This is a genomic window from Chitinophaga sedimenti, assembly GCF_023156195.1.
In the GTDB taxonomy this organism is placed as follows: domain Bacteria; phylum Bacteroidota; class Bacteroidia; order Chitinophagales; family Chitinophagaceae; genus Chitinophaga; species Chitinophaga sedimenti.
On sequence record NZ_JAKUKA010000001.1, the window covers coordinates 1,990,507 to 2,014,955 of the forward strand.

Genomic DNA, 24,449 nt, shown 5'->3' on the forward strand with positions numbered 1-24,449 from the left:
CCCGTTACTTCCTGAACCGTGGACAAAACACTTGCCTCCTGTCACTCTGCCGCAAATTCAGGAACCCGCGATAAGACAACGTAAACTCCAGCCCGCCGCGGTATTGCGAGGCTACAGACAGTTTGTTAATGTTGATGTCGTAGCTCACTCCCATGGTAAACTGCCCCAGCTCGAACTGGATAACGGGCATAATGGCGTCGTTCATCCGGTACAATAGTCCGCCCGTTAGCACCTGCGATCCGTCTGCGAAAAAGTCGCGGCTGAACATCGCGCCGGCTTGAATGGCATGTATGCCGATCGGGTTAAACTTCTCACCTAACTGCTGAAAGTAATCACCGTAAAAAACAAAACGGTCGTATTCACTTAAAGGAGTAGATAAACCTGCGTTGAACGCAAACTTCCGGTTTAACGTGATTACCTGTCCATCGAAAAACCCCACCTGCGGCCTGCGGATATGAAAGAGCGCTGCTCCTACGAAGTAGTCGGTACCTTCTTTGATCGCACCGTTGTAACTAAGCCCTGTAGACAGGTCAAAGTAATTCACGCTGGTATTATTGAACACCTGTTGCGACGACGGGGCGATGCTGAAACTGCCGTTGCTGCCGGCGACGAACTGGTCGTTGAACTGCAGCTTCGTGGGATCGAAACGTTGTTGCATCAGGCCCCCATAAAGGCGAGCGACAAATAAGAATTCTTCTCCGAACTTAACGGTAAACTGTAGTTCAGCGCGGGCATGATCTGCGTGGTGCTGAATTCGGAAGTCCCGGCCATATCGCGCATCACCTGCAGCCCGATCGTGAAGTTATCGTCGGCCTTGATATTGGCGGGCAGCTTTACCTCCGAACTGAGGGCGAAGGTACGGTACGGCACAGTCACACTTTGCCACTGGTTGCGGTAAGAGGCGGTGAAGCGCAGGTCGCCCTCGAACACACCGGCCAATGCGGGATTACGCAATAGCGGCTGGTCGTAGAACTGTGAGAAGCCGACATCCTGCGCTATGGCGAGTTGCGCGGACAGGCAGCAGGTGCATAATACGAGTAAGTATCGCATATAATATTTTTTAGAACAACGTAACATTCCCCTTGTACGAATAAGGCACCCCGTTTTCGCAGACCACTTCTACCGTATACACATACACGCCAACATCGGCTTTGCGCCCTTTCACCATGCCATCCCAACCAAATTGCGGGCTATTCGGCGCAAAGTTGTTGCGTTCGTACATGAGTTGTCCCCAGCGGTTAAATACGCGGAACGACTTGATCGCACTGATCCCGGAGGCGCGTACCATTAAAATGCGATTTTCCGGCACATTACCGTTCGGCGCGAAAGCGTTAGGGATAAATACCTGCGAGTTTTTACAGAATACCCGTACACAAATATCATCGCTCGCACTGCAGCCGAAAACATTCGTCACGAGTACATTGTAACAGATATCATTTTTGATATGCGCCACTGGTGCGGAGCATACTGCGTCATTACAAGTAAGGTCCTGTGCAGGCGTCCATTTATAACTGGCGATAGGCAACACGCCGGGCGCACTGCTGTTCATGATCTGCGGCTCCAGCGGCAACAACGTTCCGGTTGGCAGTATCAGGGTATCCTGCGCGAATTTCACCACGGGATAATCACCGATGCGTATCGTGGTATCTGTCGAGACGGAACAACCCGTTTGCGGAGAAGTAACAGTAATCGTATAAATACCGGCATCCTGCAAGGTCACACGGTTGATTACGGCGTTGGCCGACTGCACCGGGAATCCGGCTGCAGGTCCTCTCCATTCATAAGTCAGGCCGGCATTTCCGGGAATGGCGCTGAATGCCTGTAAGGATAGTGCATCGCCCACACACAGCGGCGAGCGCGTAACAATCTGCGGCCTCGACGGCGCCTGGTTCACCTCCACGCGGAAGCTCGCCGGCAGCGATATACAATTATTCTGGATCGCATACACGACATACGTACCGGCATGCGACACCGCCGCTTGCGGGATCGTTACAACCGAATTACGCACCGTATCCGCTACGGGTCCGAAAGCCGGTCCGGCCCATACGTACGTAACATCGCCCGCTGTCTGACTGGCAGCAGAAAGTGCGGTTAAACGCAATGGCGTACCACTGCACACCGGCGGATTATAACCCGCTACCGGCGCGGCCGGCGGCGTCGGATCCCGCAATGTAAAAACATCAGGCAGCACCTGGGATATACAACCGCCGCTGGTCTCTACCCTGAAGTTGGAGTAAGTACCGGCGGTTAAAGGAATGATGATCCGTCCGCTGGCATTTGTAGTACCCGTAAACACTACCGGCACCGCGAACCTGTTGTAATGCACGGTTACCGGGAAGTTTGGCACAACGTTGTTGCCCAGGTCAACCACTTCCAGTGTTATATTTCCGGAAGGCACGCCACAAGCCGAAGGATGCGCGAACGTGGACCCTACGATACGCATGGTAGGATGCACGATGGCCTGTATCGGCGTTCTGGCGCTTTCGCAGCCATCCGCCGTATAATGACTTATATAATATGCGTACGTACCGGAAACCGCGGTATTCACCGTCGGTGCGCCGGGTAGCAGTACCATGGCCTGGCTGTACCAGCGTATAGTCGTGCCAGGTATAGGCGTAACGCTCAGCGTTTGCGGCGGCACGTCCATACAGAAATTGGCGGTGGTGGTGACCGGCGCCGGCACTACAGGCCTTACCAGTAAAGTAATATCAACGGGTGCACCGCCACAGGCAACCGGCGACGGGTTCACAGGCGTTACCCGCACGGTGATCGTCTGGTTCGTGGTACCTGTATTCGTAAACGATAAAGTAATCGAAGGCAAAGCGCCGCCGGTGTTGCCGGACAGCGAACCGTTCACGCCCGGCGGCAAGGCAGACACCAGTGTCCAGCTGTACGTCGTACCTGCAACGGTGGATGTAGGTACATACACCGCACTGCCGCCGGAACAGATAGCCTGGTTCGGCAGCGGGAAACTGATCACCGGGCTTTCCACGATCTGTAAAGTTGCCGTGGCTGTAAAGCCGGGACAGGGTGCATTGGGCGCGATCGCATAAGTAACGGTATAAGTGCCCGGCGTACTGGCCGCCGCATTAATGGCGCCCGTAGCAGCGTTGATCGACAAGCCTGCAGGTGCCGTATAAACGCCCCCGCTGTTACCCGTGCGGGTTACAGGCTGCAGCGCTGTCAGAGACTGGCAATATGGCGAACCCGGGTAAGCGATCGTTGCCACCGGTGCACTGGTAATGGTGACCGTGGTGGTAGCAATATAATTGGCGCAGGCGCCTGTACCCGGAGCGGTGTAACTAATGGTATACACGCCCGGCACGGCTCCTGCGGGTGTTATTTCTCCAGTTGTTGGGTTGATGGGTAATCCTGCCGGTGTTACGGTATACGTACCGCCAGGTGTGCCTGTTTGCGCAACCGCTACCGGCAGATTCGGCGTTGCCGGGGTATTGGCCACGTTACAAAGTATCGCTGGCGTGTAACTGATCGCAGCCGTTGGCGCAGCCGTGATCGTTACGGGGGCTGTTGTTGTGAAACCGGGACAGGGTGCGGAAACCGGGATATCGTATGTCACCGTGTAAGTACCGGGGGCACTGGTTGTGGCAGTAATCGCTCCGGTCGTTGCGTTAATAGACAAACCCGGCGCAGCGCTGAAAGTACCGCCCGTTGTACCAGTCAGGGTAACCTGCGTTACCGGGCTGTTGGAACAAAGTGCCGGGTAGTTGATCGTTGCTGCTGGCGCGGCCGTTACCGTAACCGTTGTGGTAGCGATGTAGTCCGCACAGGCGCCGGTTCCCGGAGCAGTGTAACGGATGGTATATACGCCTGGCGTAGCGCCAGCGGGTGTTATTTCTCCGGTTGTTGGGTTGATGGGCAATCCCGCCGGTGTTGCGGTATACGTGCCGCCAGCTGTGCCTGTTTGCACAACCGCTACCGGCGGATTGGCAGTGGCCACATTACAAAGTATAGCGGGCGTGTAACTGATCGTCGCCGTTGGCGCAGCCGTGATCGTCACGGATGCGGTGGTGGTAAAACCGGGGCAGGGCGCCGATACCGGGATATCATAGGTCACCGTGTAAGTGCCGGGCGTGCTGGTGGCGGCGGTAATAGCACCGGTTGTTGCATTGATAGACAAACCGGGTGTGGAACTGAACGTACCACCGGTGGTGCCGGACAGGGAAACCGCTGTCACCGGACTGTTGGAGCAAAGTCCCGGATAACTGATCGTTGCCGCGGGCGTACTGTTCACCGTAACCGTAGTCGTTGCCACGTAGTTCGCGCAGGCGCCTGTGCCGGGCGCAGTATAACTGATGGTATAGGTACCCGCTGTGGCGCCGGCAGGATTAAGCTCCCCGGTAACCGCGTCGATACTTAAACCGGTAGCGGGCGAAATGGCATAACTACCGCCAGGGGTACCCGTTCTTGTTACCGGCACCGGCGGATTGGAAGTGGCCACATTACATAGTGACGCCGGCGTATACACGATCGTGGCGGCAGGTGCGGCGGTAACCGTTACCTGCGCCGTGGTCACAAAACCCGGACAAGGCGCGGCTGCCGCAATCGTATACGTCACAGTATAAGTGCCGGGCGTACTGCCCGCCGGGGTAATCGTACCCGTTGCCGCATCGATCACCAGCCCGGTTGTTGAGGTATAAACGCCACCGGCGGAGCCTGTGCGCGTTACTGCCGCCGGTCCGCCCGCTGTACATAATCCGGGATAACTGATCGTCGCCGTGGGCCTGCTGCTCACCGTTACATTCGCGGTAGCCGTGTATACCGGGCAACCGCCGGCGGCAGGTATGCGATAGGTGATCGTATACGTCCCCGCGGTAGCGCCCACCGGATCAAGCGTGCCCGTGGCATCCATCGATAACCCGGATGGCGCGATACTGAACGTTCCTCCCGTGGTACCAGTGAAGGTGACCGGTACGGGCGGATTCGGATCTGTTGGTGTGGAAGGCATATTACACAGCAGGTTCGGCGTGTAACTCACGTTGGCGGATGGTGCAGCCGTCACGATCACATCAATCGCCGCACGCGGACTTTCGCCGCAACCGGTCGCCTGGCTCACATAGTAAGTTGTTGTTCCCGGCATTGCCGTAGCGGGTGTTGGCGCCGTTGGCGAGCCTGCACCGCCGGATGATCCGGTGTACCATAACAACCCGGAGCCCGGCGCAGTTAATGGCGGCGCCGCTGCGAACTGGCAATATTGTAAAGGCGTGGTCACTACCGGCGCCACGGGCAAAGGACTCACCGTTACCGTGATCGCTGCCCGCGGGCCTTCACAACCATTCACGGTCTGGCTCACGTAATAGATCGTACTGCCGACGGCCGCTGTAGAGGGCGTAGGCGCGGTATTGGAACCTCCGCCGACTGTCGGCCCGGAGTACCATGTTAAAACTGCACCTGTTGCTGTTAACGGCGTAGCGGTTTGGTTCAGGCAGAGCATCACGGGGGTGGTAACGCCGGGTGCTCCAGGTGGTGGGTTTACTGTTACCACCAGCGGTACGCGCACGCTTTCACATTGGTTGGGCAAGGTTTGCGTAACATAATAGGTAACCGTACCAGCCGTAGCCGTACCCGGTGTGGGTGCGGTGGTGCTGCCTGTACCGCCGGTCTGCGTTGTGTACCATCGCAGGTTGGTGCCATTAGCGGTAAGCGGTACTGCCAACGCGCCCCGGCAATAGTCCACTGGTGCGGTTGTAGGCGGTGGTGTTTGCGGTTGCACGACGACCTGTCTTGTAATCTGGTCATCGCCGCAACCTGTGTTACCTGCTACTAATGTAACGTTGTAAGTACCGGCAGTGGCGTAAGTATGACAGGGAGGGGTTTGACCGGTATAGGTAGTGCCATCGCCCAGGTCCCACGCATAATTCGTAGTCGTATTACAGTTGTTACCGGTATAACCCGCAATCGTTGTGTTAGAAAAACAAACCGGTGTGGTGATACAGGCGGGGGCCGGCGTAAAAGTGAAGTTCGCCTGCGGCTTGCGGCGGATGATAATCTGGTTAAGGGTATAAGTCGTTGTAAAACAGCCATTGATTGCCCGCAACGTGGCGGTAAAATCTGCTGTCGGACAGCTTGATATTGCGTAAGTATGCGAAAGCAGGTAGTCTGTATTCGTCGCATTCAATGGGTGCGGCAACGAGACACGCGGTGTGCCATCACCAAAATCAATTTCATAACGGGTGCCGGGAGAATTCGTAAACCAGTTGCCAATCCGGAACTGCACCGGAGCCGGCGCACAAAGTCCGGTTGTGGAAGACGTTGTCGTGAAGCTGGCCAGCGGGTTGGAACCGTTGTAGAATTGAATGTTACGAGTAACTGTACAGCCGTTCGCCGGCGTAATCGTCACGGCTATATTGAAGTATCCCTGTGTACTATAATTATGTGACAGCGTGGCGCCTGATGCCCAGTCGTTCGCCGTAAACGCCGCAGAGCCATCTCCCCAATCAATAGTATACTGGTTGCCTGTACCGGTTACCACAGAGGTATTTCGCACCTGCAGTACGTAAGTAGCCGTACCCGTACAACTGGAGAAGCCCTGTCCGCTGGCATCGTCGAGGTCCGGTCTCGGGCTCGGGTTCACCGTCAGGTTACCGGTACTGGTAGCGGTGCCTAAAGGCGTAGTCACCACGATCGGGCCACTGGTCGCGTTATTAGGTATGGTAACAATAATTTCATTCGGATTGCTGACCGAGTAGAGAGCTGTTAGCCCGTTAATTGTTACGCTGCTCGCGTTAGTAAAATCTGCACCTGAAATAGTCACAGCCCCCCTGGCAGGCGGTTGCCGGGGTAAAGGAGTTGATAACGGGGGCCTGGCCAAAGCTGAGTGCCGGTAAAACGAACAGCAACATCAGTAATATGAAAACTGCTCCCGGCGGCTGCAAACAAGCGCTCTTCTGCAAAGACGGCATATAATATTCGGTTAGGGATCCAAATCTGGAGTTACGACGAGTTACAATGATACAACATTTCCCCGAATGCCGTGTTATTGAGCCGTAAGATACTCCCTACTCCCCTAACGACTTTATAGGATTAACCAGCGCGGCTTTTACTGATTGCAGTCCTACCGTAATCAATGCCACCAGCACAATACTGCTTCCTGCTAAAGAATAAATCCACCACGGCATCGTAGCCCGCAGCGCGAAGTCCTGCAGCCATTGATGTTGCAACCAGATGGCCAGCGGAATGCCGATGAACATAGCGACGGTGGCTAGTTTCACATAGTCCTTTGCAAAAAGCCCTACGATACCGCCGGCACTGGCGCCCAGCACTTTCCGGATGCCGATCTCGCGGGTACGGCGGGCAATGCTGTGCGCAGTAAGGCCAAGTAAACCAAGACAAGTAATAACAACAGAGAAGATGGTGAACACAGATACGATCGTACCGAACTGCTGGTCCGCTTTATACTGACGATCATATTGCTGGTCAAGAAAGAAGTAATTAAACGCCCGGCCGGGTTGATGTTCATGCCAGATCTTTTCTACTGCGGCAATTGTCTCAGAGGCCTTATCTGTCTGAAGTTTAACAGCAATATACCTTGCATATCGGGATTGATTAACGAGGATCATCGGCAGCGCGGCATCCTTTACAGAACGTTGCGCAAAGTTCTTCATGATCCCTACTACGTTGCCCACACCGGGGTAAGAGATCTTCTGCCCAATTGCTTTCTCCGCAGACTCGAAACCCAATATCCGTAAGGCTTCTTCGTTGAGCATCACATCATGATCGCTGCCACCCGTTTCGTAAAAGTTATGGCCTGCAATAAGCCGGATGCCCATCAGCGGCACAAAATGAGCGTCTACCGCATAGGCATAAAAGTTATAACCATTTTCCGGCGCGCCCTGCCGGTGTACATTGCTGGTGGTGTTCATATCATCCATCTGCGCACCCGGCAGCGACAACGAACGCGCTACATCCTTCACCGCAGGCAGCGCCAACAGCGACTCGCGCATCGCAAGGTGGCGATTATACCGTGCAGAATCATTATCACCATTGTCAAGGTCTTTGACGACGAGCACCTGTTCCAGGTTCACCCCTTTATCCTGCGCCCGCATAAAATGCAGCTGCCGGTAAATCACCATGATAAAGGAAATCACAACCACGGCTACCGTAAACTGCCCTACTACCAATACTCTCCGCAATGCGCCACCTTTTACGCCCCCACGGCTGGTGCTCCTGGTAAGTACGGCCACCGGTTGCACCGTAGCCATCATAAAAGCGGGTTGCAGTCCGGAGAGGAGGCAATTGACTGTAAAGAGGATGCTACAGAGCCACCAGAAACCCGGCGCACCCAGCACCTGCATATTCATCGGTTTATTTACCAGTTGCAGGTAAACCGGGGTCAGTAACGCGACCAATAGCAATGCCGTTAAAAATGCCGCCAGGTTTACGATCACCGATTCTAATAAAAACTGCCGGATAAGCGTGGCGCGCGTAGCGCCCATCACCTTCCGTATACCCGCTTCCTTCCAGCGTTCCGAAGCACGGGCGGTAGTGAGATTAATATAGTTGATCGCGCCGATCAGCAGGATCAGCACCGCAATCACGAAAAGGAAGTTTACCGTATTAATATTGCCCGGCGGCTCGGGTTCGTAACTGCGTGTAGAATGAAGATGAATATCACTGATCGGCCCGGCGGTCATGATCTCGTTGCGCAGTTTTTCTTTCGACAAGTCACGCAATTTATTGTTGAAACCTGCGAGCGAGGCGCCATCCGCCAGTTCAACATAAGTATAGTTATTGTTGCTATTCCACTTATCGAGCCCCGGATCCGTTTGGGTGATAAATTGAAAGGGCAGCAGCATGTCGAATTTCAGGTGCGTATTCTCCGGGATGTCTTTAAAAACGCCCGTAATCGTCATCGGCGCACGTGCGATGGTGATCACCTGTCCCAGCGGGTCCTTTTGTCCGAACAGCCTTTCCGCCGTGGAAGCACTGATCACTGCTTCGTTCGGCCCACGCAGCACACTGCTTTTCTCCCCACGTACAAAATCAACATTAAACAGGGAAAAGTACTGCGAATCCGCCGCAAACACCCGGTCCACAATATACCCGGTTTCCCCTACTTTCACTTCCGTATTGCCCACGTGCTGCACGCGCGCATAGTTCTTCACCTCCGGGAAATCACGCAGGATACGCGGCCCCAGCACCGGGTATGTTTCGCAATCGGTCACCACGAACTCAGCGCCGTTGTACAGGTCTACGGTAATGCGATACAGGTGGTCTTTTTTCGTATGGATATCTTCATAACTATGCTCGAGGCGGACATAATGAATAATGAAGAGAAATACGGTCACGGCGAGTGCCAGTCCCCCGATATTCAGGAAGCTGTACGACTTGTCTTTCCAGAGATTTCTACAAGCGATCTTGATCTGGTTATAGAACATATGCGGAGTGTTACAGCAGGGCTTTCCGCAGGAATTAAGCCAGACACTAAGTAACTCACTATCAATATCCTTAGTTTAATAACCTGTCCGAATACGGACAGCCGATGTTCGGTGTTGAGCGCCTATACCTGGTCTGGTAGATCACATTTACTTATAGTTGGCCATTTTCACAAGTGCCACAACATCATGTATAATTATTTTGCGTCCCTGTGTTGACAAAATGCCCATTTCCTTAAACTCGCTTAACACCCTGACAATATTTTCGCGCGACGAACCCACGATATTGGCGAGATCCTCTCTGGACATGTTAATAGCACCCGCTCTCCCATCTACCGAGCTCTCTTTGTACTTTTCCCTCAACACCACCAGTTGAAGCGCCAATCGTTCCCTGACAGATCGCTGGGTCAATAGGGCCAGGTTGTTGACCATTACGGAGAACTCATGGCTCAATGTCTTAAGCAGCCGCCTCGTCAATACCGAAGATGTTGCCAGTACATCCAGAAAATCTTCTTTAGGAATAAAAGCGACAACGCTTGATTCGAGTGCAGCAGCAGAATCCTGGTACCTGCCCTCCTCCAGAAGTGCAGCTATACCAATTAGCTCGCCTGAATTGGCTACATAGATGATATGTTCTCCTGCATTTTCCGACGCTTTATATTTTTTTACGCGGCCTTTCTTGATATAAAAAATCCCTGAAGGATATCCTCCTTCCCGGAAAATCACTTCACCTTTGTCATAAACCTGTTCGCTTTGGTGCGCTGTGAGTAACGCGAGCTCCTCCTCCGGCAATCCCGCTAATATGGATTCACTTTTGAAATCCCATTTATCGATTGAAAAAATTCCGGTTATGCTCATACGGCCAAATATAGCCAATTATAAAGTGATAATTATCACGTTTCCCATTGATCTTACGATACGGCACCCCATGAAATTAGCTTCTACCTTTGCATCAAATCAGTCACATTAACAATGGAAAGTATCGAAGCGATAACACGTAAATCCCCTATCTCTGCCCAGAAACTGCTTCATCACCACTATCTTAAATCAGACGCAAACTTTGACACTATATACCCGCAACATATACAACTACTGGCTAAAAGACATTGGACCTCACTGGTAACTGCCAAATCCGCAGCGCGTTTTCTATCACCATCTGCCGGTTTGAAAATCCGGACATTGGCAGTGGCGTCGGCAAGTTTTGCCTTGCCGGCGCCTACCATCAACCGCAGGCAGCGTTTTATGGTATTGAGCAAAGGCAAGACTTAGTCGGGCATGCCCGCGATGCCGCAAATGCTTTGCAGCTTTCCAATGCTACATTTATCCATGGCAATTTTCAATCGGTCGACTTTCACCAGTACGATCACTTTTACTTCTACAATTCTTTCTATGAACATCTTGTTGAAGACGGGAAAATAGACCAGCATATACATTACTGTGGGTCCCTGTATTATCAATATCACCGTAACCTTTACCAAAAACTGGCGGACATGCCAATCGGGACAAGGTTAGCAACTTTGCATACGGACGATGAACACATTCCATCCTGCTACTGCGTTGTAGATACTAACCTGGGCGGACTTTTAAAATATTTAGTAAAGATCTGATCAAATGACATTAAACGCCATTTTTCAGCGGAATATCAGTATTAACCGGCTTTTTCCGCCAGGCCTGCAAAAATTGGATGAACTACATTGGTCACCAATCGACGTAATACGCCAGGCAAGCGATTTTCTCGTGCAGGGAGAAGCTGTAAATGTTCTCGACATTGGCAGCGGCTGTGGTAAGTTTTGCCTGGCGGCTGGCTACTACCAGCCCGGCGCTCACTTTTACGGTGTGGAACAGCGCGAGTGGCTCGTAAATGAAGCGGTAAAACTATCCGACAGGCTCGGTCTTAACAATGTGCATTTCATGCACAAGAACTTTACGCAACTGGACTTAAGGCAATACGATCATTTCTACTTCTTCAACTCCTTTTTCGAAAATTTATCGCAGGAAGACAAGATTGACGATACAATTGACTATTGTGACAACCTATACACCTATTACACTTACTATTTGTTTAAAGAATTAGAGCAGCTGCCCGCAGGCACGCGCATCGTCACCTACTGCAGCTGGGGGAAGAAATTCCTCCGGGCTACCGCCTAAAAGCCAGGCTTAACGAGGGAGTACTTAAATATTGGGAAAAAGAATAGCAGATGTTCAGACACGTGGGAGAAAAACGGCGCCCTTTACATAATATTAAACTGGCGATCTTACTGTCGTTCGTTGCAGGTATTGTAAACGTGACAGGGTTTTATGCTGTCGGTATTTTAACCACGAATGTCACCGGGCACTTTGCTTTTATTGCAGACGGTGCTATGGAGCGCGATTTTAGCAAATCACTTAACTTTTTATCCTACACGCTTTCATTTCTTTCCGGGGCATTTCTATCAAGTTTGCTTGCCGAATATTTTAACAGGAAACGGACTCAATCTGCGCATGCCCCGGTTATATGGATAGAAATATCGATCATTTCGTTCGTGGCTGTTTTCGGCACTTTGTTCAAGGACCATACCGCTTTACTCGCGAACCTGTTGCTGTTCGCCATGGGACTACAAAATGCGATCGTCTCCAGGATTTCCAACGCGGTGGTTCGCACAACGCACCTTACCGGCTTGTTTACCGACCTGGGAATTGAACTCGCGCAACTCGCTATCGGACAAACACCCGCCGACACACAAAAATCACTACTTCCATCCGTCTCCGCTTAACAATCATCACTTCCTTTTTTACCGGTTGTATTACCGGTGGGCTGGGTTACCGCATATTTAACTTTCACATTCTATTTTTAGCAGCAGCGGGTCTCATTATGGCGTTAACATTCAGGCCCATCCGGTACCGTATGGTACTACTCAAAAAAGCGGCGCTGATGGAAAGGCAATAAGACAATGACAGTGTATATGTGACAACACTTATTAACATCTTCGAACCCCTCAAATACCTATATTGAATACTCACTAAAACGAGTATACTGATGGCTAAAATGATCTCTCTTATTAAATTCAGCGGCGGCTTGGACGATATGATCGGCTACCGCGTAAAAGGCCAGATAAGGCTGCGCCGGAAGCCCGATAAAGTAAAGCAAACGTTGGCTACGAAACGGGCGGCAAAAGACTTTGGTTCAGCCAGTCGCACCTCCGCTATCCTGCGACATGGCATTGCAAAGGAAATCACACATTATCACGACGACTCTTTCCTGAACCGGCTGAACACGGCCATGATCGGCGTGGTGAAATCGGATATCGTGCGCCCGGCCGGCCGCCGCCAGGTAACAACCGGCAACCTGCATGCCCCTGGAAGGATTTCAGATCAACCAGTACCGCGGTATCCAGTGTGGCTACAGCGTACAACGACTGCATGACGGCAGTCTCCGGGTAACCGTTCACCAGCCCCTCGACCAATTCCACCACCAGGTGCATGACCTGCAGTTTCGCGCCATCGCTGTATTCCCTGATTTCCAGGGTGGTAACACCGCAGTTGCCAGCAGCGAAACGGTGCTCCTTAACGATGTACAGGCCAAAGGCATAACCGCCTTCTGCCTCACCATCCCGGCTACACAAGCCGGCGCCGCCGTCGTGATACTGGAAACTACTTCCTGTATTATCGAACACGGCAAACCGCTGCCAATGCGGAACCGTAAGCATAATGCGGCCGACATTATCGCGGTGGTACCTCCCGTTAAAGAGCAAGGCATCGCAACATCCGGCCTCCTGCCAAGGATACCGCGCTTCACACTGCCATCCCCGCCACACCGGCCAAAGGCGCTAATCCCGGCTAGTTTACCTGATGAATTTTATCGGCGGCCAGTAACGACGGCGGCCCGCTTTCCTATGCCCCGACCCCAAAAATACCCCGCCACCTCTCCAACCAAGCCGTTTCCCTGGCTTAAAATCCATCTGAATCTTCAAAATTCCTACCTGGCAACCGCCTACGTAAGACCCCGGTAATGCATTTTGTTCATTTTTTATCCCATCCGCATCACCTCCGGATCAAGTCCACCTTAAGTCCACGTCATGAACAGATACACCTGTTGTATACATGCCGTATATCCGTTTGATATCCCTTGGTTATACCGGTGTTTATCCAATAATACAGGTAGTGCAGGTGGGTAAGGTTTTTATAAACCTGAGCGCCACTTTTTGGGCTTTACGCCAAAATGCCGCTCAAATAACCTTCCGAAGTAGCTCAAATTGGTAAATCCTAATTGGTACCCGGCTTCCGATACCGACAAATGCTCCTGTTGCATCAGTCTTGCCGCTTCCTGTACGCGTAGAAACTGGTGATACTCATTAATGCCCTTCCCAAAAATCTGCTTAAAAAGCTTACGGAGTTTGAGCATATTCATGCCACTTATTTTCACGAGCTCACTTTGTGCAAATGCTTCGTCCAGCGAAGACGCAATCCTGTCCCGCACCCGATACACGGCTTCTATTTCATCACTGCGGAGGTGTTGCTGGGGAATTCCCTGCCTGTTTAATAAATTTTTAAACAAATAATAAAGCAGTTCCGGGGCCTTTAACTTGTAATAAGCTTCGGGAAGCGCCGTTGTCGATGCGGCATTGGCCACCTCGTTGACAACAGCCGACATTTCAGGCGATATAAACTCTTCGATGAACAGCGTTTTTTCTTCATTAAAGAGGTATTCAAATTTTTGCCGGCTCTTACCAATGAATCCTTTCAGATATGCAAGGTCTATGAGAATGGTAATCTGGCGGATGGTTATTCCCTTTGGAAAGATGATCTCACTTTCCAAATGTAAAGGACTTATCCGCACATGGGGTTGCTCCTGTAACAACCTGGCTCCTGGCAACGACTTACCCGGCGAATGGGCGACGATATTTTGAAAAGAAATCAGCAGCCCCCTCTCAATTAAATCAATCGATTTTCTCCTGTATGTAATTGTTTCCCTTGCCATTACAGCGCGAACCATTATCAACATTTCAGGAAGCAAATCAATCATCCGCACCTCATTTAATTGGAGCACATCCATGCTATCCTCGAAATCTGCAGCGGGGATGCCCATCTTGGCAGCCCAGTAAAGCATCTCTTTTTTCCATCATCAGGCATGTTTTCGGACTATTTTTACTTCTTTTCGGGCTATTTTACCCCTAAAAGTAACTATAGATTTGCAATGTAAACATTAGAAATTTATAGGCATGAAAAGAAATATTCTCATATCTGGTGGAGGCATTGCAGGGTTAACTGCCGCAAAGCTATTGTCGTCGCAAGGACATGATGTAACGGTGATCGACAAAGCTCCTTCCTTTACAAAGGCTGGTTTCCTGATTTCCCTGAAAAGCTTTGGCGTTAAAATTATGGACGAGCTTGGGATGACAGAGAACCTCCTGCACGAGTCGTCGCCATCAGAATATGCTGCTTTCATGGAAGCAAATGAACGGGTTATTCAAAAGATCAGCTATGAAGAGATGAATAAGAACACGGAACGTTCTGTCCTGATCAGCCGCGGCGGCCTTCATCATGTTTTATTCGAAAATATTAAAGATGAGGTAAAGGTACTGCTGAATACAACCATCAGCCAGGCGGTGCAACAAGGAGATACCACACGTGTTACATTGTCCGATGGCACAGCTGTCACGGCAGACCTGGTGATCATAGCGGAGGGTTTACGGTCTCCCACGAGGGAACAGTATTTTAAAAATTGTAAGCTGGAAGACTTCAATACTATTTACATGGGTGGCAAATTGAAATTTCTTCATGGATATACTGTTGGGTCGTTCAAAATTTACATCGATGTCAATAAGATGCTTTCTATTTACCCCATTGCACCGGATGAAATTGCCCTGCAATGCTATATCCAGGAAGCAGGAACATCATCAACAGGCAGGCCGAATGCTAATGAGCTGCTGGCAAATTCTTTCAAGGGATACAGCGAAGGAGTACAGGACTTGCTGAAACGCTTTATAGCAGAGGGATTGATGTTCGTGGACAAAATGGGGATGATAAATGCGCCTGACCTGGTAAATGGCCATCTTGTCTTACTGGGTGATGCTGGCTATTGCCCAACGGCGTTGTCCGGTATGGGGGCCTCACTTTCGATCTACGGTGCTAAAGCCCCGGCACACTTTATTAGTAAAACCCCTGAGAATTTAACATTAGCCTGCAAAAACTACAATACACTGATGCAGCCATTAATTCAGAAGTTCCAGGGAAATGCCAGAAAAAACGCCGCCTCTTTTATTCCCAAGAGTGAAGAGCGGCTGCACCAGTTCGTGCATGCTTTCAGATCTGCCTCCGATGACGATTTGCAAAAGATAATGACCGATCCGATTATATTGACTGAAGAACAACTAAGTTTCAAAATAGGCTAAAAGAGGTTGGCAAGCCAACCTCTTTTCTTACCAGGGAATTTCTCCTGTTTCAGGATTAGTTTCTTCACTAAAAAATTTGCCGGTCGGTCCATCATTATCCATCAGCGCGTATTTGAGTACCCTATTGGCCGCAACACTGACCTCGCCGCCATGAAAGAATGTAAAATCGGTTTTGGTAAGTCCCGGGCAAACGGCATTCACTTTAAAATTTGTACCGCGCAATTCATACGCTAATTGTATTGTGTACATGTTCAGGGCCGCTTTTGATATGGCGTATACGCCATACTTAGCATAGTTGTAAGCAGGCCATTCCGGATTACTTTGTAGTGAAAGCGAGCCAACGCTGGTGCTTACGTTAACGATTCTTGGCGCCGGGGATTTTGGAGCATATCCATGAAGGCTTGTGTAACATTCGCTGTGCCTGCCAGATTGGTTTTGAATGCATCCGGTATTCGTCGGTGGTGGCTGCCAGTACGGTGTAGGGATTACTTCCGCCGTTTATACCGGCATTGTTGATGAGTACATCCAACACCGAAACCTTGTTGCCTATTTCTTCCCGTGCTGTATGCACTGATCCGGGATCAGTAACATCCAGTTCTACCGCGGCGACATTTGAAAATCCGCTTTCATTCAGTTTCCTGACTGCCGCCAAACCATTATCTATATTACGGCTGCCAATGAATACAAAAATTCCTGCTCCAAAAGTTGCCTGGCAGTCTCAAAACCAATGCCTTTGTTTGCCCCCGTAATTAATGCTGTTTTCATATTTTTTTGATACAAAAATCAGTCATTAAAACCCGGCATCCTTTACCAAATGGTAAAAACAGCATCAGCGGATGTTTTTCCGGATTCTGCTGAGGGATTGTTGGGTTACGCCTAAATAGGAGGCGATGTATGACAATGGAATACGGTTGATCAGGGAGGGATAATTTTCCATGAATTCAAAGTACCTTGTGGTAGCGTCCTGCGAAATCACGGGGCCTTTCCTTGATTTCTGGTACATGCATAACTGCACCATTTTATTTTTAATATTGTCCCAACCTACGATAATATGAGAAAGTTCTTCCCAATCCTGCTTTGAAAATACAATAAGGCTGCAATCTGTAATGGCCTGCAGGTACTCGGAAGAGGCAGCATTCGCCTCGAAGTTGACATAGTCACACACCAGGCTGTTTTCGCTGATGAAACAACGGGTGATTTCTTCGCCTTTGTTGTTGTAATAGCAACCGCGGATAACGCCTGATACGACAAACCCAACCTGCCTTGGAATTTTCCCCGCCTCGGAAAAATAGTCCTCTTTTTTAATTGCAGGATTTGGCCCTTGCTGATTACAAGTTCGATTTGCTGCTTGTTAAGATTTCCGAATTGCAGTATATATGCTATCAGCTCGTCCATTTGTGCAAGTTAAAAATAATCCCCTTGGCTTATTTACCATTTGGTAAAAACAATGGCCTTCCAATACCCCCAAGACACAACTTTTTCAAAATGTTTGATTTACTTACCTATTAAATTGATTATCTTAATATCCAGGAAGCGGCATCTTTTAAATTTGTTGAACAACCACCAACTCCGATAAACATCGCGTCTATGAATGGCAAACAATCCTATAGCAGGCGTTTTTTCTTAAAAACGTCCGGCGCCCTGGCTGCATTGGCAGCTATTCCGGCTTCGGTCAAATCGCTGTATACAGAAGTCAGGAACTTCATCGTATCACCGCGGCAAACCATACCGTTATCGGTCACCATCAATAAAAAGGCCCTTAAGTTAACGGTAGACACCCGTACCACCCTGCTGGACCTGCTGCGCGAAAACCTGCAGCTTACCGGCACTAAAAAGGGCTGCGACCACGGACAATGCGGCGCCTGTACCGTACACCTCAATGGCGAACGGGTACTCAGCTGCCTGACGCTCGCCGCTACCCTGCCCGGAAAGGAAGTTACCACCATCGAAGGACTGGCCAACGGCGATCAGCTGCACCCGATGCAACAGGCTTTTATCGAGTGCGACGGTTTCCAGTGCGGGTATTGTACACCGGGACAAATCATGTCCGCGGTAGCTTGTGTGAACGAAGGTCATACGGGATCTGTGGCGGAAATCAAGGAATTCATGAGCGGCAACCTGTGCCGCTGCGGCGCATATAACGGTATTGTAGCATCTATTCAAAAAGTAGCGGGATGAAACCATTTAGCTTTTCCAAACCCGGCAGCCTGGCCAAACTAATGCAGGCCAGGAAAGATGCCGCACAATTCCTGGCAGGTGGCACCAACCTGGTGGACCTCATGAAGAAAAACATCGCGGCGCCCGGTGCACTGATAGACATCAGCACAGCACTGTCCGACAAGGTGGAACTGACCGGCGGCAAACTGCGCATTGGCGCCATGGTGCGTAATAGCGCTATTGCTACCAATGCGCAGGTGATATCGAAAGCACCGCTTGTCGCTAAAGCGGTACTCGCGGGCGCCTCACCACAGATACGGAACATGGCTTCTACAGGCGGCAATTTATTACAACGCACTCGCTGTCCGTACTTCTACGACGTAAGCACACCTTGCAATAAACGCCAGCCCGGCACGGGTTGCAGTGCCCTGCATGGCGAAAACCGCATGAGCGCGATCGTCGGGTATAACGATCAGTGCGTGGCCGTACATCCCTCCGACCTCTGCGTTGCCCTCGCCGCGCTGGACGCTACGGTAAACGTGACGAATGCACAGCAAAAGCAAATCGTCATTCCTTTTAAGGACTTTCATAAACTGCCCGATAATTCGCCCGACCGCGACAATCAACTGCCCGCGAATGCGATCATCACCTCGATCGACATACCGGACAACCCGTTTGCGCAGCATCACGCTTACGTGAAAATACGCGACCGTGATTCTTACGCCTTCGCATTGATCTCTGTGGCCGCGGCATTACATATACAAGGAGGCCGTATTGCAGATGTAAGGCTGGCTTCCGGCGGCGTGGCGCATAAGCCCGGCGCTGGCACGAAGCAGAGCAGTTCCTGAAGGGCAAAACGGCTACGGCAGAGAACTTCACCGCTGCAGCCGAACTGGCGTTGAAGGATACGCGGCCGCTCTCGAACAACGCCTTCAAACAACCGATGTTGAAGGGCGCGATAGCAACAGCACTGCAAAATTGTTTAACTGCTTAACATCCGATCATGCTTTTTTCAATACAAAAAAGAAGAAAGCCGCACCGCCGGAAGGCCGTGTGGAAGCTATAGACAAGGTTACCGGCGCAGGCAAGTACGCAGCGGAGTATAGCGTAGACAATGTTTGCTACGGAGTACTTGTCGGCAGCACCATTGCTGCAGGAAAGATCAACAAAATCAACCTGGAAAATGCCCGGCAGGTAGCCGGCGTCATCGATATTATCACCCACGAACACAAGCCACTGGTGCCAGGTATGGCCGATGAAGCCAAGATCCGCGAGTCTCGTTTCGGGTTACCGGTTTTTCATACAGACACCATCTATTTCCGCGAACAGCCGATCGCACTCGTCATCGCGCAAACGCTGGAAGATGCACAGTATGCGGCCTCGCTCGTTTCGGCAACATACACCGAAACACCCGCTAATGTGAGCTTTCCGGACGCACACCGGGAAAAGACGTTAAGCAGCGCCGGCCGCGAACGCGGCAGCCTCGATGCCTGGAGTAATGCACCACATGTGATTGAACAGGAATACAACATTGCCGCGGAAGTGCACAACCCGATGGAAATGCACGCCACCATTGCCCACTGGACCGCCGCAGACAGGTTAATGCTGTATGATAAGAACCAGGGCGTTATGAACGTGCAACGTACTTTTGCAAAACTCTTTAATATTCCTGAAAAGAATATAGAAGTGATGAGCGAATTTGTAGGCGGCGGCTTCGGCTCCGGCCTGCGTGTATGGCCGCATGCACTCGCGACCATCATGGCCGCCAAACAGGTGAACCGTCCGGTGAAAGTAGTATTAACCCGGCCGCAGATGTTTACCCTCGTGGGATATCGCCCTGCCGCCTGGCAAAAGATTAAGCTGGGCGCGGATAACAGCGGTAAGTTCCTCGGCCTGGTACACCAGGCAAAGAACGGCAGTTCCGTGTATGAAACATTCTCTGAAGGCATTACCCGCATTTCGCGGCTCGTGTATAATTTCGATAACCTCCGTACCGAAATGGCAGTTGTGCCCCTGAATCTCAGTACGCCCACCTGGATGCGCGGCCCCGGCGAATGTACCGGCGCGTTTGCACTGGAGAGCGCCATCGATGAACTGAGTTATAAAATGCAGCAGGACCCGGTAGCGCTGCGGTTGAAAAACTTCGCAATAGAAAAGGATCCCGAAAGCGGCAAGCCCCTGGTCGACCAACTTCATCAACGAAGCCCACGGAAAAAGGCGCGGCCATGATCAACTGGAAAGAACGGCCGCAACAACCGGGGCAGTTAACGGAAGGTGACTGGAAAATTGGTTACGGTGTGGGCGTAGGCATGTGGAACGCCGGCCGAGGCAATGCCAGCGCAGGCATCAGCATGCAGCCCGATGGTACGATCACCATCAAAACCGCGATGACCGACATTGGCACCGGTACCGGCACCGCCATGCAAAACATGACACATACGCATACCGGCATCGATAAAAGTAAGATCAGGGTGGAGCTTGGTCACTCGGACCTGCCATCCGCCGGCAGCCAGGGCGGCAGTACGGGCCTATCGTCCATCAGCGGCGCTGTAGCGGCTGTTTGTGATGCCCTGAAAGAGAAACTGGCAGCGTATGCCGGGTTTAAAGATGCCAGGGCTGCAGACGTACAGTTATCTGACAAAGGCGTTTCATTTAAAACACAGTTTGTCTCTTACGCTGATATCTTCTCCAAAAACAACCTCACCACCTTGGATGTACAGGCGAGTTCCTCACCCGGGCCGGAAAGGCAGCAATACGCGTTCTGCTCCTCTGCGGTTCATTTCATGCGGGTGAAGGTGCATAGCAAAACCGGCAAGGTAAAGATCGACAAAGCTATTTGTGTTGCGGACGGCGGGCTGATCGTAAACCAGCAACCCGCGGCCAACCAGATTTCCGGTGCGATCGTGGGCGGTATTGGCATGGCATTAATGGAGGAAGCGATTGCCGACAAAAAGCTGGGCAACATCGTGGGCGCCGACCTGGCAGGCTATCACTTTGCGGTGAACGCAGATGCGCCGGTGATCGAGGTGGTCTTTATCAACAAGCCCGACCCACATATTAATCCCAGTGCGGCAAAAGGTTTGGGCGAGGTAGGCATCATCGGGTCTGCTGCGGCCATTGCCAACGCGATTTATAACGCTACCGGCAAACGGCTGAGAGACTTGCCCATTACACCCGATAAAATATTACTGTAATACAACGGGCGACCGCCCCAACGGAAGATGCCGGCACCTTACATGCCGGCATTTTTTTGTAGCTTTAGACGGGAGGCTACGAGACCCGCGCTACTCATCAACAAGGAAAAAAGAATGAAAGCCACACCCATATATTTAGATTACAATGCCACCACACCCTGCGATCCAAGGGTGGTGGAAGCGATGCTGCCGTACTTCACCCAACATTTCGGGAATGCCGCCAGCGCCGATCATGTGTACGGATGGCAGTCGCGCGAGGCCGTAACGGACGCACGTTTGCAGGTGGCGGAACTTATCGGCGCCTCACCAAAACAAATCATCTTCACCTCCGGTGCAACAGAATCCATCAACCTGGCCCTTAAAGGCCTGGCGGAAAATTCGCCGGGCGGACATATCATCAGCTGTCAAACCGAGCACAAAGCGGTGCTGGACACGCTCACTTACCTTGAAATGCGCGGCTGCGACGTTACATTACTGGAAGTTGATACGGATGGCGCATTATCGCCCGCTGCCCTGGAAGCGGCCATCCGGCCCAATACTATTGCCATCGCATTGATGTACGCCAACAATGAAACCGGCGTTATTCATCCTGTACCGGAGTTTGCCGCTATTGCGCGCAGGCACGACATTCCGTTCCTGTGCGACGCTACACAGGCGGTGGGCAAGATCCCTGTAAATGTAACGTCGGACGGACCAGACCTGATGGCCTTTTCGGCACATAAAATCTATGGTCCGAAAGGGATCGGTGCGTTATACATCCGCAGTAAACGCCAGCTGTTGCAACCGCTGTTACACGGCGGTGCGCATGAAGGCGGTTTGCGCAGCGGTACGTTGAACACGCCGGGCATCATTGGTTTCGGGAAAGCTGCGGAGCTTTGCCAGGCAGAGCTCTCAGACGAACAGCAGCGCCTTGGCATGTTACGCGATCAACTGGAAGCAGCCCTGTTAGGACAACTACCCGGTGTAGTGATAAATGGCAAAGGCAGCCGCCTGCCGCAGGTGAGCAATGTACTGTTGCCACATCCGGACGTAGAGCATTTACTCTTATCATTGTCGGCACACCTGGCCGTAAGCCGAGGCAGCGCTTGCGCCAACCTGGTACAGCAGCCTTCACACGTGCTGAAGGCGATGGGATTGAGTGTGGAACAGGCGGCGCAGGCTGTACGCATCAGCCTGGGCCGGTTTACGACAGCAACGGAAGTGCAACAGGCGGCGCAACGGCTCGTTCAGGCGATCGCAACGCCAGTGGTTTAAACATATGCAATGAAAGAGATCAGGCAGATTATACAGGCATACGAAATGGCCACCGCACAGCAAAAACGCGCGGTACTGGCCACCGTGGTGCACATCGAAGGATCGGCCTACCGCGCCCCCGGCGCGCGCATGCTGATCACAGAAGACGGGATGCTCACCGGCGCAGTCAGCGGCGGCTGCCTCGAAGGTGATGTACTTCGCAAAGCGCTATTGGTGATGACCGGGGAACAACCGCTCCTCGTTACCTACGACACTTCAGACGAAGAAGATCATGTCATTGGCGTAAGCCTGGGCTGCAATGGCATCATCCGCATCCTGCTGGAGCCTTTGCCCGATGCGGACGATAACGCCATCGTATTATTGAAAGAAGCCGTGGCGGAGCGGTCGCCGGCAGTAGTGGTTACGTTTTTTGCAGAGAAGGATAAACTACATAGGCTGCAAGGCACCCGGCTTTGCTGGACGCAGCGCGGCTTACACGCCATAACGCCGCCAGTATCCGCGGTGGCAGCAGATATACAACTGGCTGTAACCCGCGGCACCTCCACCTTCGTGCAATATGCGGAAGGCTTTACTGCCTTTATCGAATACCTCGCTCCCGCTCCCGCCCTGGTGATCGCCGGTGCGGGCAACGATGTGATGCCGCTCGCCGGCATGGCCGAAATACTTGGCTGGAGCGTAACCCTCATCGACGGGCGGCCCGCCTATGCAAAACAACAACGGTTCCCGGGCTGCCAGGTATTGATAGCACAACCGGAGCAGGCATTGTCGAACCTAGCAATCGATGAAGATACGGCCATTGTACTGATGTCGCACAATTATCATTACGACAAAGCAGTACTGGAAGCAGCCGTAAAAACGGACGCACGGTACATTGGCATATTGGGGCCGCATAAGAAACGCGCACGTTTACTGGAAGAGCTGCCCCCGCTCTCCGCAGCACAGCTGGGCAAAATCTACGGTCCAACCGGCCTGGATATCGGCGCGGAAACGGCAGAGGAAATCGCCCTTTCCATCATCGCGGAAATCAAATCCGTATTCGCTGGCCGCCAGGGACAAGCATTACGTGATAAGCAGGGGCACATTCACATGCGGCATACGCAGTTTACACCATCGTTGCAGGAATATGCAGTGTTGGTGCTGGCCGCAGGCGCCTCGCGGCGACTGGGACAGGCAAAGCAACAACTGGCCTTTGAAGGTGAAACTTTACTGCAACGGGCTACCCGCACCGCGCTAAGCATTGGCGCGGCTACGACCGCCGTGATTACTTCCGAGGCTGCAACGCTGCCGGCAACGGTGATCGTAAACCATCAGCATGCAGAAGGGATGGCAAGTGCTATCCGCCTGGGTGTGGAACACACGGATAAATACCAATTCATCCTCGTGATGTTGTGTGACCAACCTTATGTAAACACGGCGCACCTGCTGCAACTCATAGCAGCACAGCAGGTTTCAGGCGCGCCCGTCGCGGCCAGTTTATACGCCGGGCGAAAGGGCGTACCCGCCCTGTTCCACCGGAGCCAGTTCGCCGCATTGCAGTCACTGCAAGGCGATACAGGCGCCAAACACTTAATTGAACAACTGGGCGATATGGTTACCAGCGTACCTTTCCCGGAAGGCGCTTTTGATATCGATACCCGGGAAGCTTATCAACAACTGATTAAGACGGAGCATGATTGAAGACGGCTACCATAGAGCACATAACTATCTCCGCATCTCGCTGACGGACCGGTGCAACCTGCGCTGCAGCTACTGCATGCCGGAGGAAGACTACGATTTCATGCCTGCCGGAAAGCTGATGCAGCCTGCGGAAATAGAAAGTATCAGCACAACATTCGTCTCACTCGGAGTAGATAAAATTAGATTAACGGGCGGCGAACCGCTGGCCCGCAACGACTTTCCCGAAATCCTGGAACGACTGGCCGCATTGCCGGTGGAGTTATCGCTCACCACTAATGCCACCCTCCTCCACCGTTACCTCGATGTGATGAAAACAGCCGGCCTACGCAAGCTGAATATCAGCCTGGACACACTTTCAGCGCCAACGTTTTTAAATTAACGCGCCGCGATAAGTTTACGCAAAC

Annotated in this window: 20 protein-coding genes and 1 pseudogene; 13 read left to right on the forward strand and 8 right to left on the reverse strand. The window is 51.9% G+C overall.

What is annotated here, in order from left to right:
* Positions 1 to 4: 4 nt before the first annotated feature.
* From MKQ70_RS11400 to MKQ70_RS11420, 4 genes and pseudogenes are all read right to left on the reverse strand, one after another.
* A pseudogene (locus MKQ70_RS11400) lies at positions 5 to 1,077 on the reverse strand (PorP/SprF family type IX secretion system membrane protein).
* Positions 1,061 to 6,772 carry an Ig-like domain-containing protein gene (locus tag MKQ70_RS11410; protein WP_248070824.1) on the reverse strand — a complete coding sequence of 1,904 codons (5,712 nt, stop codon included), beginning with the start codon at positions 6,770 to 6,772 and terminating at the stop codon, positions 1,061 to 1,063. Before MKQ70_RS11410 ends, MKQ70_RS11400 begins: the two are co-directional and overlap by 17 nt.
* 244 nt (positions 6,773 to 7,016) lie before the next feature.
* A complete protein-coding gene (locus MKQ70_RS11415; protein WP_248070826.1) occupies positions 7,017 to 9,395 on the reverse strand; it encodes an ABC transporter permease in 2,379 nt (792 codons plus the stop codon).
* Between the two features lie 147 nt (positions 9,396 to 9,542).
* On the reverse strand, positions 9,543 to 10,250 hold the full coding sequence (locus MKQ70_RS11420; RefSeq protein WP_248070828.1) for a Crp/Fnr family transcriptional regulator: 708 nt from the start codon (positions 10,248 to 10,250) through the stop codon (positions 9,543 to 9,545).
* 248 nt (positions 10,251 to 10,498) lie between these two features.
* Here MKQ70_RS11420 and MKQ70_RS42145 point away from each other — a divergent pair, with 248 nt between their 5' ends.
* From MKQ70_RS42145 to MKQ70_RS11445, 5 genes are all read left to right on the forward strand, one after another.
* Positions 10,499 to 10,999 (forward strand): methyltransferase domain-containing protein, encoded by a 501-nt coding sequence (locus MKQ70_RS42145; RefSeq protein ID WP_372489959.1) that lies wholly within the window; start codon positions 10,499 to 10,501, stop codon positions 10,997 to 10,999.
* Positions 11,000 to 11,072: 73 nt separating this feature from the next.
* A complete protein-coding gene (locus MKQ70_RS11430; protein WP_248070832.1) occupies positions 11,073 to 11,540 on the forward strand; it encodes a methyltransferase domain-containing protein in 468 nt (155 codons plus the stop codon).
* Positions 11,541 to 11,590: 50 nt separating this feature from the next.
* Complete coding sequence (locus tag MKQ70_RS11435) at positions 11,591 to 12,145, forward strand: YoaK family protein (protein WP_248070834.1); 555 nt, start codon at positions 11,591 to 11,593, stop codon at positions 12,143 to 12,145.
* Between the two features lie 263 nt (positions 12,146 to 12,408).
* Entirely contained in the window at positions 12,409 to 12,795 is a 387-nt protein-coding gene (locus tag MKQ70_RS11440; protein ID WP_248070836.1) for a hypothetical protein, read from the forward strand.
* Positions 12,722 to 13,381: a hypothetical protein gene (locus MKQ70_RS11445; RefSeq protein WP_248070838.1), complete on the forward strand. Its 660-nt coding sequence runs from the start codon at positions 12,722 to 12,724 to the stop codon at positions 13,379 to 13,381. Before MKQ70_RS11440 ends, MKQ70_RS11445 begins: the two co-directional genes overlap by 74 nt.
* Positions 13,382 to 13,551: 170 nt before the next feature.
* Here the strand turns inward: MKQ70_RS11445 and MKQ70_RS11450 are convergent, their stop codons facing one another.
* Positions 13,552 to 14,478 (reverse strand): helix-turn-helix domain-containing protein, encoded by a 927-nt coding sequence (locus tag MKQ70_RS11450; protein WP_248070840.1) that lies wholly within the window; start codon positions 14,476 to 14,478, stop codon positions 13,552 to 13,554.
* Positions 14,479 to 14,590: 112 nt separating this feature from the next.
* Between MKQ70_RS11450 and MKQ70_RS11455 the strand changes: the two genes are divergently transcribed.
* Entirely contained in the window at positions 14,591 to 15,763 is a 1,173-nt protein-coding gene (locus MKQ70_RS11455) for an FAD-dependent monooxygenase (RefSeq protein WP_248070842.1), read from the forward strand.
* Between the two features lie 27 nt (positions 15,764 to 15,790).
* Here MKQ70_RS11455 and MKQ70_RS41165 read toward each other — a convergent pair whose 3' ends face one another.
* The 3 genes from MKQ70_RS41165 to MKQ70_RS11470 form a co-directional block, all read right to left on the reverse strand.
* Positions 15,791 to 16,204 carry an SDR family NAD(P)-dependent oxidoreductase gene (locus MKQ70_RS41165; protein WP_308199448.1) on the reverse strand — a complete coding sequence of 138 codons (414 nt, stop codon included), beginning with the start codon at positions 16,202 to 16,204 and terminating at the stop codon, positions 15,791 to 15,793.
* The gene (locus MKQ70_RS11465; RefSeq protein WP_248070846.1) at positions 16,119 to 16,415 is read right to left on the reverse strand and encodes an SDR family NAD(P)-dependent oxidoreductase; all 297 of its coding nucleotides are present in this window, start codon (positions 16,413 to 16,415) and stop codon (positions 16,119 to 16,121) included. The genes MKQ70_RS41165 and MKQ70_RS11465 overlap by 86 nt, the downstream gene beginning before the upstream one ends.
* A 177-nt stretch (positions 16,416 to 16,592) precedes the next feature.
* The gene (locus tag MKQ70_RS11470) at positions 16,593 to 17,069 is read right to left on the reverse strand and encodes a Crp/Fnr family transcriptional regulator (RefSeq protein ID WP_308199449.1); all 477 of its coding nucleotides are present in this window, start codon (positions 17,067 to 17,069) and stop codon (positions 16,593 to 16,595) included.
* A 281-nt stretch (positions 17,070 to 17,350) separates the two neighbouring features.
* On the opposite strand from MKQ70_RS11470, the gene MKQ70_RS11475 reads away from it, so the two are divergent.
* The 7 genes from MKQ70_RS11475 (at position 17,351) to MKQ70_RS11500 (ending at position 24,424) form a co-directional block, all read left to right on the forward strand.
* A complete protein-coding gene (locus MKQ70_RS11475) occupies positions 17,351 to 17,941 on the forward strand; it encodes a (2Fe-2S)-binding protein (RefSeq protein ID WP_248070848.1) in 591 nt (196 codons plus the stop codon).
* Entirely contained in the window at positions 17,938 to 18,768 is an 831-nt protein-coding gene (locus tag MKQ70_RS11480) for an FAD binding domain-containing protein (RefSeq protein WP_248070851.1), read from the forward strand. Before MKQ70_RS11475 ends, MKQ70_RS11480 begins: the two co-directional genes overlap by 4 nt.
* A 130-nt stretch (positions 18,769 to 18,898) precedes the next feature.
* Entirely contained in the window at positions 18,899 to 20,149 is a 1,251-nt protein-coding gene (locus MKQ70_RS38245) for a xanthine dehydrogenase family protein molybdopterin-binding subunit (RefSeq protein ID WP_282456382.1), read from the forward strand.
* Complete coding sequence (locus MKQ70_RS38250) at positions 20,146 to 21,114, forward strand: xanthine dehydrogenase family protein molybdopterin-binding subunit (protein ID WP_282456384.1); 969 nt, start codon at positions 20,146 to 20,148, stop codon at positions 21,112 to 21,114. Before MKQ70_RS38245 ends, MKQ70_RS38250 begins: the two co-directional genes overlap by 4 nt.
* A gap of 114 nt (positions 21,115 to 21,228) precedes the next feature.
* Entirely contained in the window at positions 21,229 to 22,368 is a 1,140-nt protein-coding gene (locus MKQ70_RS11490; RefSeq protein WP_248070853.1) for a cysteine desulfurase family protein, read from the forward strand.
* Positions 22,369 to 22,377: 9 nt separating this feature from the next.
* A complete protein-coding gene (locus MKQ70_RS11495; RefSeq protein ID WP_248070855.1) occupies positions 22,378 to 24,045 on the forward strand; it encodes an XdhC family protein in 1,668 nt (555 codons plus the stop codon).
* Entirely contained in the window at positions 24,038 to 24,424 is a 387-nt protein-coding gene (locus MKQ70_RS11500) for a radical SAM protein (RefSeq protein WP_248070857.1), read from the forward strand. Before MKQ70_RS11495 ends, MKQ70_RS11500 begins: the two co-directional genes overlap by 8 nt.
* Positions 24,425 to 24,449: the final 25 nt, after the last annotated feature.